This is a genomic window from Planktothricoides sp. SR001 (genome assembly GCF_001276715.1).
GTDB classification, from domain to species: Bacteria; Cyanobacteriota; Cyanobacteriia; order Cyanobacteriales; family Laspinemataceae; genus Planktothricoides; species Planktothricoides raciborskii.
Genome location: NZ_LIUQ01000024.1, coordinates 69,710 through 85,838, shown reverse-complemented (window position 1 = coordinate 85,838; position 16,129 = coordinate 69,710). Strand labels below are relative to the sequence as shown.

The 16,129-nt window shown below is 41.5% G+C and carries 12 protein-coding genes; 10 read left to right on the top strand and 2 right to left on the bottom strand.

From position 1 onward, the window contains the following. Nucleotides 1–617: 617 nt before the first annotated feature. A complete protein-coding gene (locus tag AM228_RS15505; protein WP_054467005.1) occupies nt 618–1,502 on the bottom strand; it encodes a WYL domain-containing protein in 885 nt (294 codons plus the stop codon). A 202-nt stretch (nt 1,503–1,704) separates the two neighbouring features. Here AM228_RS15505 and cas3 point away from each other — a divergent pair, with 202 nt between their 5' ends. From cas3 to cas7d, 6 genes are all read left to right on the top strand, one after another. Beyond that, entirely contained in the window at nt 1,705–3,882 is a 2,178-nt protein-coding gene (gene cas3 / locus AM228_RS15500; protein WP_054467004.1) for a type I-D CRISPR-associated helicase Cas3', read from the top strand. A 360-nt stretch (nt 3,883–4,242) separates the two neighbouring features. Further along, nucleotides 4,243–4,437 carry a hypothetical protein gene (locus AM228_RS15495; RefSeq protein ID WP_156331819.1) on the top strand — a complete coding sequence of 65 codons (195 nt, stop codon included), beginning with the start codon at nt 4,243–4,245 and terminating at the stop codon, nt 4,435–4,437. 334 nt (nt 4,438–4,771) lie between these two features. Next, nucleotides 4,772–5,467, top strand: a complete 696-nt coding sequence (locus AM228_RS15490; protein ID WP_054467013.1) for a Uma2 family endonuclease — start codon at nt 4,772–4,774, stop codon at nt 5,465–5,467. 239 nt (nt 5,468–5,706) lie between these two features. Next, a complete protein-coding gene (locus AM228_RS15485; RefSeq protein ID WP_054467002.1) occupies nt 5,707–6,144 on the top strand; it encodes a DUF86 domain-containing protein in 438 nt (145 codons plus the stop codon). Between the two features lie 17 nt (nt 6,145–6,161). Next, complete coding sequence (cas10d, locus tag AM228_RS15480; RefSeq protein ID WP_054467001.1) at nt 6,162–9,653, top strand: type I-D CRISPR-associated protein Cas10d/Csc3; 3,492 nt, start codon at nt 6,162–6,164, stop codon at nt 9,651–9,653. Between the two features lie 739 nt (nt 9,654–10,392). Continuing rightward, nucleotides 10,393–11,394: a type I-D CRISPR-associated protein Cas7/Csc2 gene (gene cas7d, locus AM228_RS15470; RefSeq protein ID WP_054467012.1), complete on the top strand. Its 1,002-nt coding sequence runs from the start codon at nt 10,393–10,395 to the stop codon at nt 11,392–11,394. A 221-nt stretch (nt 11,395–11,615) separates the two neighbouring features. Here the strand turns inward: cas7d and AM228_RS15465 are convergent, their stop codons facing one another. Next, nucleotides 11,616–11,879 (bottom strand): type II toxin-antitoxin system Phd/YefM family antitoxin, encoded by a 264-nt coding sequence (locus tag AM228_RS15465; protein ID WP_054466999.1) that lies wholly within the window; start codon nt 11,877–11,879, stop codon nt 11,616–11,618. 414 nt (nt 11,880–12,293) lie between these two features. Here AM228_RS15465 and cas5d point away from each other — a divergent pair, with 414 nt between their 5' ends. The 4 genes from cas5d to cas1d all read left to right on the top strand — a co-directional run bounded on the left by cas5d (nt 12,294) and on the right by cas1d (nt 15,917). After that, nucleotides 12,294–12,998 carry a type I-D CRISPR-associated protein Cas5/Csc1 gene (gene cas5d / locus AM228_RS15460; RefSeq protein ID WP_054466998.1) on the top strand — a complete coding sequence of 235 codons (705 nt, stop codon included), beginning with the start codon at nt 12,294–12,296 and terminating at the stop codon, nt 12,996–12,998. A 99-nt stretch (nt 12,999–13,097) separates the two neighbouring features. After that, nucleotides 13,098–13,928, top strand: coding sequence for a CRISPR-associated endoribonuclease Cas6 (gene cas6, locus AM228_RS15455; RefSeq protein WP_054466997.1), 831 nt, complete (start codon nt 13,098–13,100; stop codon nt 13,926–13,928). A gap of 366 nt (nt 13,929–14,294) precedes the next feature. Continuing rightward, nucleotides 14,295–14,894 (top strand): CRISPR-associated protein Cas4, encoded by a 600-nt coding sequence (cas4, locus tag AM228_RS15450; RefSeq protein WP_054466996.1) that lies wholly within the window; start codon nt 14,295–14,297, stop codon nt 14,892–14,894. A gap of 18 nt (nt 14,895–14,912) precedes the next feature. Continuing rightward, nucleotides 14,913–15,917 carry a type I-D CRISPR-associated endonuclease Cas1d gene (gene cas1d / locus AM228_RS15445; RefSeq protein ID WP_054466995.1) on the top strand — a complete coding sequence of 335 codons (1,005 nt, stop codon included), beginning with the start codon at nt 14,913–14,915 and terminating at the stop codon, nt 15,915–15,917. Nucleotides 15,918–16,129 lie beyond the last annotated feature (212 nt).

Sequence of the window (16,129 nt, the reverse complement as noted above, 5' to 3'; positions counted from 1 at the left end):
TTTTATTTTTATCCTCTGACAATTAATGGGTTAATCATCTTAATTGGTATGGAACAGGATTTAGGGTTTCTTTTCCGCAATTACGCTTTTTCCCGGACTGAGAACCTCTGTCTCAGAAAACGGTGGTGCCTCAGTCTGTTTGAGTTTGGCAGCTTATCAATCTCTACTAATTAATCTCACATTCATCTCACATTCATCTCAGAACTATGGTCTTAAACACAATTCAGGTACTTCATTTGACGATAAAAATTCAGTTAAACCCATCCTAACACTGGGGTTGAGGGTGGAAAAGAATCAGGACTTCTGTCAATGAAATGGCGCCCGATATGTTGAAACTTAATTTGTTGGTTATTTGTTATTTGTTGGAAAGTTATTTGGTCAAGGGAACAACTTGCCCATAAATAATAGACAAGAGGGCATACAGGACGGATCGATCCCCCCCAACCCCCCTTGAAAAAGGGGGGCTTTTTAGCTTGGGAAAGCATTCTTGTCTAATTTGCCTACAAATAACCAATGACAAATTCTGTTCAGTCTTGATGAGTTAAATCTTGGAAATACCCTGACTTTTTTTACATTTATGGGTTGTGGGTTTTTGGTCAAATATCGCGGTTGAAGGGTTAATCTTCAAAATCATGTTCACGATGATTGTGAAGATTATATAATTGATACAAATTCATGCTTTCTTTTTTTATTTTAGCGATTAAATTTTCTGGAGCAATCAGTAAACAATTGCTGCCTAAACTAAGAATTTCTCGGATAAACCAGTAAGTATTATAGATTCTTCTAATTACTCGTTTAACTGGTGGCTTGGGATTAATTAATTCCGTTTCGATATCGCTTTGGGTGCCTTCATAGCTAAAAGCAAACCAGCCAAATAAGTGCATTTCTACCTCAATTTCATCCAAATTCGGCTGCCATTTCCCCGCAATAGGCGTAATGCCCGCTTCGGGAATTCGGTCTAAGCGTAAAGACCAGTTATGATGTAATTCTGGTAAGTCTAAATTGCCCTCTGTTTCTTCACACCAGCAATCAAGATGTTGGCGTTTTTCATGGAGGGTAATGCGGGCGTGTCTGACCGTAAAAGTCCAGGGTCGTCCCGTGGCATCTTGGTAGGAAAGTTGAAAGGGTTGTTGGCGAGTAATATAGCGATCTAAAGTAACTCGCCAAGCAGGGGGTGGAGAGTTTTGAAAATTTTCGATTTTTCGCCGCAAGGGGATAGAAAGTTCGCTACGTTCTAATAGTAAACGGGCAATTTCTTGGGCTTCTAATATTTTGCCATTGTCCGTTAGGGCGTTCATGGCTTGTTCTAAGGCATCAATGCGGCTGGTTTCCCAGTCATTATTGCGTTTTACTAGGAGTTCGCGACGGGCGATCGCTGCTACCAGTTTAGAAATATTCGGGCGATCGCCCCAGGTTTTCCCTAGTTCTACGGCTAATTCTTCTAATTTGGCTTTATCTCTGGCAGAAATTGACAAGGTGATCGATTGACCTTTGCGAGTCATGGCTGAGTTCCTTTGATGGTGGGATAAGAGGATTTAGGCATTTTGGCATCAAACCCATATATGGGGTGATTCGCGAATCACCTCTACATCGCCCTAAAAAATATACGGACACTTTATCCGGTTATCTCTTGGCATTTTCTATTTTGCCGGGTTATGCTGTGAAAAGCAACAAGTTACGGACATTAAGAAAAAATTTAAGGATATGTGCGAATACTATATTTATCTTAAGCCCGTTTACTCTGGTCCGGCAACGGAAACCCAGGATTTTCTATCTGGGGTGCAACTGCCTGAAAATTGGCGGCTTTCCTGGCATCAGGTAGAAACCATCAAGGCATTGCGCGACCCAAATATTGATGTTGTGGTCAATGTAGCCATGGCTGGGGATGGCAAAAGTTTGGCCGCTTATCTGGATACTATTTACGGACAAAGTGATGCTTTGGGTGCTTTGGGGCTATATCCGACCAATGAATTGGCAAGAGACCAGTATCGACAATTACAAGGATATATCGAGAAGTTTAAACCAGAGGTTTGCCCTCGCGTCAACCAACTCAGTGGCCCAGAGTTGGAAATTTATGCGGACAATGAGGGTTTGCGAAAGTCAGACGCGATCGCTACTCGGACGGGGCAATCAGATATTTTGCTATCTAACCCGGATATTTTCCATTATTTGCATCGCGGGGCTTATTTAACTGGGAATGATAATCCTGATAAGTTGTGGGGACGGATTGATTTAGATTTTGACCTATTTATATTTGATGAATTTCATATTTTTGTTGCCCCACAAGTTGCAAGTGTTTTAAATACTATGTTGCTGATTCGGCATACGAAAAGGCAGAAAAAGTTTCTCTTTCTTTCAGCAACTCCAAATGATGAGTTAATCGCCCGTTTAGAGGCGGCTAATCTTCGCTGTTGTCTGATTAATCCTTTGGCAGCAGGCAAATATCTGTTTCCCGATACGGAGGAACAAGAAAAAGCGTTAAAAGCAGAACAGTGGCGACCAGTGACACGAGGGATTAATTTAAATTTTATTGAGTTAAAAACCGCTACCTCTAGCGCGGCAGAAACTTGGCTGAAAGCATCCGGTAATCTGATTCTAGATTATTTTCGCCAATATCCAGGCAGTCAAGGGGCAATTATTCTTAATTCTATTGCATCAGTGAAGCGGTTAATTCCATTTTTTCATGAATTATTCGCCTCTGCGGGGTTAACTGTGGGAGAAAATACGGGGTTATCTGGGAAGAAGAAAAAAGAGCGATCGCTTGCTTGTGACTTAGTTTTGGGGACGAGTACCATTGATGTGGGGGTAGATTTTAAGATTAATTTACTTATTTTTGAATCCGCTGATGCCGGAAACTTTATTCAGCGGTTGGGTCGGTTGGGCCGCCATGATGGATTTGAACGGTTTACCGCTTATGCTTTATGCCCAAAATATTTAATTGAAAGACTATTTTTAGGAGAGTCACCAGCCCTAGAAAGCGGGGGAATTTATGACCGGGCTTTTTTCCATGAGCAAATTCGGGAAAAATATCGTCAAATTAATGATTTTCGCGGTTATTATCGTCGCTGGGGGGCAGTGCAATCTCTAAAAATTTCTTACCAGTTAAGTAATCCGATTATTAAACAGCAATATCAGGGCAGTCAACAGGCATTTGCCGCCGATGCCCAGCGCATTTTCCAGACTAAATTAAATAGTGTCGCGGGTCGGATGCGCGAATGGGCGCAAGAGTGGGAACAGCTATCGGGAAAAAAGGGTAATCCTATTGTTGAGGATGCTAGTAGTTTTCGCGGTTCCAGTCCTTTGCAATGTGGGATTTATGATTTAACGGAACCAGAGGAGGGCGATCGCTTTAAAACTTACGATTTACCGGGAATTTTGAGTAATTTAACGGTTGAACCGATGACCAAAACGGCATTTTTGCGGGAGTTGCAAGCAACGGTCGATCGCACCGGACAACCCATTGCCAAAGGTCGGTTTGAACCTAAACATTGTTTGGCCTTTGTGAAATTGCAAAGTTATCGGGAGGAACGCTTAAATTGGAAATTTACCTATTCTGGGGACTTGCAACCAGTGGCAGATGCTTGGAAAGTGCAGGTTTTAACCGGGGTTGAGGTGTGGCAACCGGATAATCCCTGGATCCGCGAGATTAATCAAAAGCTGAAAAAGCAACCTTTGGTCAGTTATGTGTTGGGTCGTCCTTTGGCAGAAGTTCGGGCTCGTTTGCGGTTGCCCATGCATTTTCAGATTTATCCGATATGCGATCGCTATAGTATCCACGACTCCACCCCCCCGTATGCGATCGCCTTTGGTCAGTCCGCGTTGTTGGTGGATACCTTAGCGGACTGGTTCAAGGGTCAAGGGGGTAATTCATGGATTTGTTAGACAGTCGATCCCTCATAGGGATTCAGATTTCGGGTTGTGAATCCGAAATCGGAAGGCATCAAGCCGTAAGTTCGGCGGGCGAAATTTCAATCCCTGATAGGGATTTGACTAAACCATTAAGCCTTCCTGTCTGAATTTTACCTGAATTTCTGCAAATCGGAATAACCAACCCATTAAAATGGTCTTCGCACGCTGTACTTAATCAATGTTGTGGTACAATCTTTAACATGGATGGCTTTAAGCCTTAAGTACAGGGACAGAAATTCGTCAATCCCAGTGCAGATGCACCTTTTTGACGCTACACCGTCTTCACTTAACCACAAAGTCACTCCATTAATTGAATTATGGAGGATCCAAATTATGAAGCAATATAAACAGTTGCTTCTCTTCGACCTGGAACCCTACACCTGTGCGAAATCTAATCCTACAGGCGATCGGGAATATCAAGTCGAAGTAGTTCCGCTATGCGTTGAATATTATCAACAGCTTGAACTTGATTTGTTTTCACAGCCATCTTATAAAACTTCTAAAAAGTTTGTGAGATTAGCTGCATAAATCTTGAAGGGGGACAAATATTTTTTCATTAATAATGATGTCCCTCTTTCTTCTCACACCTAGATATTAGGTAGGGTGCGTTAGGCGGCCATTATTTTTGAAACAAATCAAATATTTTATGATCCGCCGTAACGCACCATTTTAGATGTATTGATTCAGCCCTTAATCCTAGTGTTAAGGTGCGTTACTCTTCGCTAACACACCCTACGTTATTGTAAAGAAAAGAAACCTGGTTTCTGTTATTCAAATACAGATATTTTTTGTCCAAAGTCAGAAAAAACCCGGTTTCTAAATATGGTAAAATATTTTCATAATTCACAAAATGGAGGCAGCAATGGTTACGGAAATTAAGCCCACTGCCAAGACAAAAATTATCTATCCTGAAAGCGACGGTCAACCAATGGCAGACAACACCGAACAATTTCGCTGGATTGTCACAATTCAAGGGGGAATTGATGCCCTATTTAAAGATGACCCTAACGTATTTGTAGCCGGGGATTTACTTTGGTATCCCGTAGAAGGCAACAATAAAATTCGCGTAGCCCCAGATACTATGGTGGCTTTTGGGCGACCCAAAGGAAAACGCGGTTCCTATTTGCAATGGCAAGAGGATAATATTGCCCCTCAAGTGGTTTTTGAGGTGTTATCTCCGGGGAATACTTTGACGGAAATGGCCAAAAAGCAGGAATTTTACCTCCGCTATGGCGTCGAGGAATACTATATCTATGACCCGGATAAAATAGACTTTTGCGGTTGGATTCGGCAAGGGGAACAATTCGAGGCAATTGAAACTATCAATGGTTGGGTTTCTCCCCGCTTAGGAGTGCGATTTGTAATGGGTGATGAAGGATTAGAACTTTATCGTCCTGATGGTCGAAAATTCTCAACTTATATTGAATTAGACACCGAACGGCAACTCGCGGAAGAACTGGCAGAAACCGAACGTCAACGGGCAGAAACCGAACGGCAACGGGCAGATCGCCTTGCGGAAAAACTCCGAGAATTAGGGATTGACCCTGATACGATGTAATCAAAAATATGGGTTGAGAAAATCAACCGTGTTTCTGTGGTTTAAAGATGGTAGGGTGCATTAGGCGGCCATAATTTTTGAAACAAATCAAATATTTTAGTATCCGCCGTAACGCACCATTTTAGATGTATTGATTCACCCCTTAATCTTAGTGTTAAGGTGCGTTACGCTTCGCTAACACACCCTACTTTACTGACTGTAATTCAGAAGAAACCCGGTTTCTAGACCCTTAGACAAATATGGATAAAAATCTGGTCAAACAAAAACTTGACAGCATCAAGCAATATATCCAAATCATGCAGCAGTTTAAAACCATGACATTTAATGGATATATCAATGATTTGGATCGTCAACTAACCGCTGAACGATTACTGCAACTATTAATTGGGACATCCAGTAAGGTAAATGCTTATTTAGTCAAAGAATTACATGGTATTCAAGCCCAAGATACTCTGGATGCTTTTAAGTTAGCTGGTGAATATGGCGTCATTTCCCAACCTCTAACGGATAAATTTCTGGATTTTTTGACTATTGAACATCATCTGTTATTTGAATATGACCAAATTAATTACCGAAAAGTCTATGAGGCAATTTTTGTGGCTTTAAATTTATATCCTTTGTATATCGGATATGTGATCAATTGTTTAGATATATTGGCAAGCAAGCATAATGGCTAATTCATGGGAAAAAGACAATGGCTAAAAAACGCAAACAATCAGCAACCGAAACCGAACAACTTTCATTGTTTGATTTAAATCAAGCAACCGAAAATCCAGCTTCTAATTATATAGAAGCAGAAATCGAAGCAGAAATCGAAGCAGAAATCGAGGATTATGATGAAGTTGAAATAGATGATATCGGTTATGATGAGTTAGGAATTACGGAAGAAAGCAGCGATCGCACCATAGAAACCCCCTCCGAACTTCTCACTCTGAAACTATTACGAGAGGCGATCGCTGCCCAAAATCCTAATGATTTAGTCATGGCAGACTTTGCCGAATATGTGCTGCCAAACTTACTGCGGGTTGCCATTGGAGTTACTGCCAAAGGTGGGAAGTTTTTCGACAAAATAGACCAGCAGCGAGAAGCCGCAGGAAAAGATAAAATAAGACGGGATAATGCAGGCGATCAATCCCTGAATACTCACCTACTTAATGGACTATTTCCCGCTAATTTAATTGAACAACGTTTACAGCAATTTGACACTACCGTTCGTCGGGTAGTCAAAGAACGAGAACGTCGGTTATTAGTAGCTGGGTTTATTCTCCATGACTTTGAAAAATTTAACTATGACTTATTCCCGGAAATGCCGGAAAAATATCGGGCAATTCGGCGGTATTTTACCCAGGATATTCGCAAGTTATCTCTAGAAGAACACCGAGAAATTATTTCGGTCATTGTGCGCGAATTAGGGATTAATCAATTGATCGATTCCACCAATCCAGAATCTTGGTCAGAATATCTGGACGATCTGTTATTTGTTGCCTATAATGCCCAAGCAAAAAATGATACAAATCTGAATCTTTCTGTACATGGGTTACAGCCAAAACTCCGGGATAAAACCCTAAGAAGTTTGGCGGATTTAACTAGAATTGCTGATTTAATGGCTTCGGTGATTAAACATCCCCAAGATGCAGAACATCGGACATTAAATGATATTCTCCATAATCTCAGTGATGGCAATTTAAAATTTACCTATCATGGGATTGCGGAAAATCGCGGAGTTTTAACCAACGTGGTAAATAATGCTTTAATTGAAAGATACGAAGCGATAAATACCGCCGAATGTTGTTACTATAAACCGCTTTTGTACTTGCCCACGGGGGTAATTTATCTGGCAATGCGGCAGGCGCCAGCTATTGCAGAAACGGATATTCCCGAACGAGTTGTCAATAAAATTAAACAACTTTGTGGCGGTCAGTTGCAACGCAGACAAACCGGGTTTGGTCGAGACGGCAAGGGGATGAAATATGCCGAATATTATAGTCAATTTTTTGATGAATTTGGCTTGATGCAAGTGGGACTCGCTGCCACTTTAAGGATTTTGCATGGGACTAAAGCTTCTGTGGCAAAAAGTCGCAGTGATAATTTAGTCAAGTTTCAGGAAAAACAGATATTATCCCCAGAGTATGATTTTCGCTTTGATGATGATATTCGCATTGACCAAATTGCCGAGTTTGGGGATTTAGTTACTCGGAAAATATGGGGCGATCGCGTCACGGAAATCGAGAAACTGTGTAAGCAGAATAAAAAGACTCAGCAACAACTGCCTGAGTTACCGGATATTGTGGCAGAAGTTGCCAAACTTTGGCAATTGTCAGCCTATTTAAACCCTATTCGGGAAATTCAGCGAATTAATGAAAGCCTGAAAGAACATAAACTAAAAGGAAATACCGGAGGAGTTCCTTATGAGTGGTATTATTTAGCTGCGAAATATGTCCAACAAAATCCCGGACTTGAGGATGTTACAGAAACTTGTGTAGCCTTAATTAACCATATCGCTGGACTAATTCAACCTATTGTCAATCAGTATAAATTACCTGATGGTTGGGATGATTTACGGGACTGGGTAAAACGGGTGGTTATTTTACCAGGAAAAACCAGCCCAATAACTCAGAATGCGGAGGTATTTCTTGATGAATTAGACCGTTATCAATTGGCAAAGAAACCGGGACGGGGACGGCAGTTAATTTGTTCGATTTCCCATTCTGCTTATACGGTGACAGAACAAATGGAGTCAGCGGTTTTGTTTACTCCGCAAGTTTACACCAATAAGCAAATGTTGGGGGGTTCTAATGCCAAGCGGAATATTTCCAGTATTGCTGGAGTAGAAATGATGCTGCGGCAAATTTTAATGAACCAAACTCAGGCAGTAGGGAAAAGGTTTGAACATGGAAATTATCGCTATCTTTATTTTTATCCTACTTATTACTTTACTCCAGAAACGAATAAGTTTCTCCAAGCTGCTTATACCAATATTTCGCAAACTCGGTTTACTGCCCCATTGCGGAATCACTTTATTACTAAGGAGTGGCAGGCAAAGTTCGATCGCACTCAATATCAGACGGTGGATAGTTTCCTAATTGATGAACAATTGGACAAAGAAAAAGACCGCACTTTTAAGCTATCTTATCCCGAAGACCAACCGCTGACTTTTTATTTTATTGCCTTGCCTCCAGGAAAGGATGCTAAAGATACGGAGTCTTGGGTAATGCCAAGTTGGTTAGCATTTGCTTTTCCCATGATTTTGGATGTCAAAACCGTGGTTTCTGAGTCCCCTATTCCCCCATTTAATGATGGGGCAGAGTTTGAAGAAACGGTGTTTTTAGATAGCCCACCCCAAGCTATTCAAGCCTTGACTCAGCGCGATCGCTTCCGGTTGGATTATATCTTAGAAGGGTGGGAAGAAGGGTGGGAAGAAAACCAGAAAAAATATCCTGCCCCGTTAAATGTGCTAACTGCTGCTTATGCCATTCATTTAGATGTGAATGCTAAACAAGGTAAAGGGGGATATGATGCAAATTGGGGTAAATTAGTCGAGTTAGCCACGAATTTTCAAACCAGCCCTCTTTATGTTTTTAATTATCTGAATCGCTGGGTTCGCCGTCAGGGGGTAGAGACGGCGCGAATTGAGAAAATTAAGCTTTATGCTTATGCGTTTTATCCCTGTTTTGACCCTTATGTAGAATATCAGGAGGATTTAATGTCCCTAGAAATTAAGTCACCAGAGTCTCCACTCAATCATCCGAAAAAATTAACCGAACTTTATCGCCAGTTTTACCGGGCAAATAAGCAATTTAGCCCCAAAGCGAATGCCGTATTAAAACCGATTGATATTGCCGCAGATACTATTTTAAATGCTGACCCTAGTTTTCAGGGTGAGGCGTTAGTTGATGCGGTGGCAGCAGCAGTTTGTAAGCTAATGGATCGGGTTCATTCTTCTACTGCGGAAGGTCGCTGGGTGTTTAATAGCAAAGAACGGGATATAGAACGGCAGAAAATATTAGAGTTTGCCCGCTATTTTGTGGAGGAGGTGTTTGAGAAATCTTTCGCAGGCGATCGCGGTCGTTTAGCCGGTCGGCAAATTAATTTGATTCGCGATACTTGCGAGTTTCTCTATCGTTTAGCCCAAGATAAGGAGAACCAGGAAAATAAAGAAAATCAGCCATTAAATGAGGATGATTAATCCCCGTCTCGTAGGGGCGAAGCATTCGGGCAGATCACCTCTGAATTAAAACCAAAATTTCCGCCCCGAATGCTTCGCCCTAACCCCAAATTTTCAGAGATATCCCCGTCCCGTAGGGGCGAAGCATTCGGGCAAACCATCTCTGAATTAAAACCCAAATTTCTGTCCCGAATGCTTCGCCCTAACCCCCAAATTGGGTTGTTGCCTATTCTTTATAGCGATCCTAAATCAGTTGTGGAAGACCCTCACCCCCACCCCCTCTCCCAGAGAGGGAGAGGGGAGAAGACAGATTTTATAAATCATTTAGGACTGCTATAGCGATTGTCATAGTTATGAATTACAAAAAAAATTTGTCATTCCCGCCCCACGCCTTCGCGGGGGTAAACTGCGGCGGGAATCCAGAAAATCTCTGTACTTCATTCGGACAATAACCGCTATGAATCAGGGCGAAGCATTGGGGCAAAAATTCTGGTTTTTCCCCATAAAATATCTGCCCAATGGATAAATCAGGGCGAAGCATTGGGGCAAAAATGTGGGTTTTTCCCCATAAGATATCTGCCCAATGCTTCGCCCCTACAAATCCCTCATTTGGGGGGATCTGGTTAATTCCATAAATCAGGGCGAAGCATTGGGGCAAAAATTCTGGTTTTTCCCCATAAAATATCTGCCCAATGCTTCGCCCCTACAAGTTGAACAATGTTGAACAATGTTGAAAGTTTTAGAACAGGAGAAAAAAACTATGTCTTTCCTAAAAACCGTCAATTCTCAAAAATTCCACAGTGAAATTCCCTATAAACCGATGGGAAAATATGCCCATTTTCTCACCCTGCGGATTACTGAATCTTATCCTTTATTCCAAACTGATGGGGAATTAAATAAGGCGCGAGTTCGGGCAGGAATTGCTAACCCGCAACCTATCAGCCGTTTAACTATGTTTAAGCGGAAACAGTCTACCCCAGAACGGTTAGTCGGTCGGGAATTGTTGCGGAATTATGGCTTAATGACCGCAGACGAATGCGAATATAATGTCAAATTTGCCATGAAGAATCCTGATTGTATTATCTATGGATTTGCGATCGGGGAGTCGGGTTCAGAAAAATCAAAAGTGGTGGTAGATACGGCTTTTTCGATTACTGCTTTTGATGATTCTCACGAGAATTTTACCCTGAATGCGCCGTTTGAAAATGGTACAATGGCTTCTAAAGGAGAAGGGGGTGCTAAATTAGGAGAAGTCACCAGCCGAATTAACCAACAAGACCATATTAAACCCCAGGTATTTTTCCCCAGTATTGTCACGTTGAAAGACCCGACTGAGGCAAGTTTCTTGTATGTGTTTAATAATATCTTGCGGACGCGGCATTATGGGGCACAAACTACCCGAACCGGACGAGTTCGCAATGAGTTAATTGGGGTGATATTTGCCGATGGCGAAATTACCAGTAATTTGCAATGGACTCAGGCTATTTATGATGAGATGAAAGCGGGGCAAATGTTGCATTCTCCCGATCCATTAAATGAGGATGAGGTATTCGCAGCAGCAACGCAGGCTATTGTTAAATTGATGGCAGAGGAGTTTATTGTGCATACAGATTTTATTGGCGAAAGTTTTACCCCATTGTTACAGGAGGTTAAGGCAATTATTGGCAATGAGGAAAGTTTGAAAGCGTTGTTAAAGCAAGCGGATGATGAGGCGAAAGCTTATGCTAAAAAGTATATTAAAGAAGCAAGGGCGGCCAAATAACCCGTAAAAAATCCCGTAGGGTGGGCAAAATTTTGCCCACCCTAGGATTAAATCAGTCTTTTAAATCAAATTATCGATCGCTTCCCATAAATCTCCTTTAAATAAAAAATTGGTAAAGATAAAAAAATAAACCAGCAGCGATCGCCGATTATTTGCCCATTATTTGCTCATTTTTTGGTTATTTTATGACTTCGTACTCGTTAATATCGTCCATTTTTTGATTAAAATCCTAATTCAGCTTTGAGGTTATCTAAACTAATGGTTTCTCCTGAATCAGCTTGTCTAATTCCCTCTTTTAAATCGGCCATAAATTCTCGATCGCTTAAAATTTCGATTGTTTCCAAAAGAGAATCAAACTGCTGGCAACTCATGGCAATCATCACAGGTTTGCCTTCTTTAGTGATGATGGCAGGTTCGCAGGTCAAATCATCCGCTAATTCGGGCAGTTTTTCTTGGGCTTCAGCAATCGTTAAATATTTGGACATCTTTATAATGAAAATTGGTAATTACGTCGATTATAGCATAGTGGAATAAAGTGGAGGGTTACTGTTCCATAAATTAGGGCGAAGCATTGGGGCAAAAATTTGGGTTTTTCCCCATGAGGTATCTGCCCAATGCTTCGCCCCTACAATTCTCTGATTTGGGGGCTGGTTTATTCCTGTAGGGGCGAAGCATTCGGGCAAAATATATCTGAATCACAACTAAAAAATTCCGCACCGAATGCTTCGCCCTTAACTTAATTTTTGGTTGGTTCTCTATTCCATAAATTAGGGCGAAGCATTGGGGCAAAAATTTGGTTTTTTCCCCATGAGGTATCTGCCCAATGCTTCGCCCCTACAAGGTAATATTTGGTAATATTTGGTAATACTTATCAAATCAATTAAATCAGGAAAAAAATTATGGCAATTATTCATCAGTGTGAAATCGAGTTACATGATAGCGTCTATTTTGCTACGAGAGAAATTGGTCGCTTATATGAAACTGAGACGGTGTTACATAATTATTCCCTCTGTTATGCTTTGGGACTGGTAGACAGCGATCGCTTCCAAACTCAGGTATCCGAGGAAGATAGTTATCGCTATTTTTGCCCGACCCAAGTCCCGAAATATGCCGCACATTTAAACCCGTTAAATCAACAGCAAATTTATGTCACTCCAGGGCGATCGCTGTCTCATAAGACTGTGTTAAATACTTGGAAATATGCGGATAATCGCTATCATGTGGAAATGCAGAAAACCCAGAAAAATATTCCCAGTTTTGGTCGGACAAAAGAAATTGCCCCAGAAAGTGTTTTTGAATGTTTTATTATTGCCAATCGGGAATTAAAATTACCCCGGTGGATTCGGTTAGGCAAATGGATGAGTAAGGCAAAAGTGACGATTGTCAAGAAAGAAGAGGTAAAGCGATCGCAGTCTGAAACGGATTTTCTCTATCCCTATCCTTTGAATCCATTGGATGTGATGTTTAGCCATCAAGTCTTTAGTTATGATACCATTAATATGCCCCCAGTAAGTTTAATTAAAAATGTCAAGTTGCGAGGGCAATATTATGACACTCCCTGGGGTAAAATACCGGCAAATATGGCATATTTTTTTAGTAGTTAAATATTGTAAATTGTTGATTTTTGTTGGTTGATTGTTGATTGTTGATTACTCTTTCCTCTCTCCTCTATCCTCTATCCTCTAAACACCCACACCCAAATTATGCCCTATAGTTTAGTTTTGAATTTAATCCCTACTTCCCCAATTTATCCTCAGTATTTAACTGGGCGACATTTTCACGCGCTATTTTTAACTTTGGTATCTGCGGTCGATCGCGAATTGGGGGATTTATTGCATGAGGCAAATAGCGATAAAGCCTTTACCTTGAGTCCGTTGCAAGTGACTCATGTTCCTAAACCTGAGAATTATATCCATTGTTTACAGTGGCAACATTCTCAGCCAATTTCTCCCGGAACTCCCTGCTGGTGGCGAATTTCTCTGTTAGACGATCGCCTATTTCAGCGATTAACTCATTTGTGGTTATCCCTGGATTTAGAAAATTCTTGGCATTTAGGATCGGCGGTTTTGAAAATTACCAGTATTTTAACCAATCCTAACCCCAATCAGCCTTGGGCAAAAGCCATGAGTTATCAGCAAATTTATCAGGAAGCCTCAGAAAGCGATCGCAAATTTAGCTTAATTTTTTGTACCCCTACGAGTTTTCGTCAGGGAAAATATGATTGCGCTTTGCCCAACCGAGAGGCGGTGTTTCAGAGTTTAATTAATCGCTGGAATAAATATAGTCTGATGCCGTTTAATTCAGAGTCATTTGACCAGATATTTCCCAGTTTTTTTGATATTAAAACGGAATTAGTCCAGGATCATCGGAGTAAGTTTATCGGTTGTGTGGGCAAAGTTGGTTATCAAATAATGGGCAATATTGACTCGTTAATCGTTAAACAAATCAATGCCCTAGCTGACTTTGCGTTATATGCCGGAGTGGGTCGAAAAACCACAATGGGTATGGGCATGGTTCGGCGATTTAACCGATAATTTTTGCCTGGTAGGGGCGAAGCATAAAGCCTGACGGCATAGCTTCGCTTACCGGGCAAACAATCTATCGGTTAACATTAACAATTTTTTACCCGAATGCTTCGCCCTGATAAACAGCGGTAGGGTGCGTTAGGCGGTCAGTTTTCCCAGACATTTATCAAGGTTTATTAAACCGCCGTAACGCACCGATTGTCAATGGTGCGTTACGGCGCTGAATCTAATTTATTCCCTGGGAATAATTAAGTTAATCCAGCGCCTAACACACCCTACAAAATTATATATTTTTAGTCGGTTTTAACCGACTTTAGCTATTAGACGGGGGTTTTAACCCCAGGCGGTTTGATTAATTAAGTCAGGTAAAAATCCATGAATGAATCAGAATATATTCCCATTGCGGCATTGAATCATTATGCCTATTGCGAACACCGTTGTTGGCGGATGTTTTGTGCTGGCGAATTTAGCGAAAATCAGTACACTATTGAGGGAACCAGTTTACACGATCGCGTCCATACAACGGTCTATATAACCAGTGAAAATAACCGAGAAGAAACGGAACAAGTCCGGGCAATTTGGTTAAAGTCAGCGCAGTATCAGTTAATTGGCAAGTCGGATTTAATTGAGTCGAAAGATGGGCAATTATATCCGGTGGAATATAAACGAGGCAACCGGGGAGAGTGGGATAATGATGCGTTGCAAGTGGTGGGTCAAGCGTTATGTTTGGAAGAAATGACCGGCAAAAAAATTCACCAAGGTTTTGTCTATTATGCCCATTCCCATCAGCGAGTCGCCGTGGATATTTCCCCGGAAATGCGGCAAGAAGCGATCGCGATTATTGGGAAAATTCAAGCCTTATTTACCACCGGAAAAATGCCCCCAGCGGTGTATAGCCAACGGTGTCAAGGGTGTAGTTTATTCAGTCAATGTTTGCCCCAAGCGGTGCAAAAAGTTGGGCGATATCAAGAATAAAAACCAAGGAAAAAAAATATGGGAACCGTGTACATTACCCAAGAAGATGCGTTAATTGGTAAAACCGATGAACGATTAAACGTCAAATTCCAAAAAGAGAAGTTATTAGATGTGCCATTGATTAAAATTGATGGGGTCGTGGTTTTGGGTCGGGCGACAGTTTCCCCAGCGGTGGTGACAGAGTTACTCACCCGGAAAATACCCCTAAGTTTTTTAACCAAAAATGGTAAATATTTAGGTCGCTTAGAACCAGAAGTGACCAAGAATATTTTTGTCCGTAAAGCCCAATGGCAAGCCGCAGGAGAGTCTGAGCAAGCAGTGCATTTGGTGCGGGCTTTTGTCCGAGGCAAGTTGAAAAATTACCGCAGTAGTTTGATGCGCTGTCAACGGGAAAATTTGGGAGTAGATTTAAGTTCAAGTATTGCCCAAATTAAGCAAAGTATTGAATCTCTGGAAAATACCGAATTGATTGATTCATTGCGGGGATATGAAGGGGCAGGAAGTGCGGCGTATTTTGGCTGTTTTGATCGCTTAATTCGCAATCCAGAATTTACTTTTAAAACCCGCAACCGGCGACCTCCCACTGACCCGGTAAATTCCCTGTTGAGTTTTGGTTATGCGTTGCTGCGTCACGATGTTCAAAGTGCGGTAAATATTGTGGGGTTCGATCCATATTTAGGCTATCTTCATGTGGAACGTTATGGTCGCCCTTCTTTAGCCTTAGATTTAATGGAAGAGTTTCGCCCTTTAGTAGTGGATGCGATGGTATTAGCGGCGATTAATAAAGGGGCTTTATCTCCCGCAGATTTTGTCAGCGAACCGATTAGTAATGCGGTTTCTTTGACCCCGGATGGGTTGAAAATTTTTCTGCGCCTTTATGAACAGAAAAAGCAGTCAAAGTTTAAGCATCCGGTGATGGGACGGCAATGCACTTATCAGGAGGCTTTTGAATGGCAAGCCCGACTTTTAGCCAAGTATTTAATGGGAGAAACGGATAAATATCCGCCGTTGGTGTTGAAGTAATGAGCAAAGCGATCGTTTACAGCAATTTTCTATTGAATCTACCACAAACACCTGTAGGGGCGAAGCATGACCGCAGACAAATTATTGCTGAAAATATTAATTTGAATCCGGTCATGCTTCGCCCTACCGTGGTTTATTAGTCTGAAAACCGTTGTATGTCAGGGCGGCGTTGCATTCGGGTAATAAATTGTTGGTTTTTTCCTATATATTTT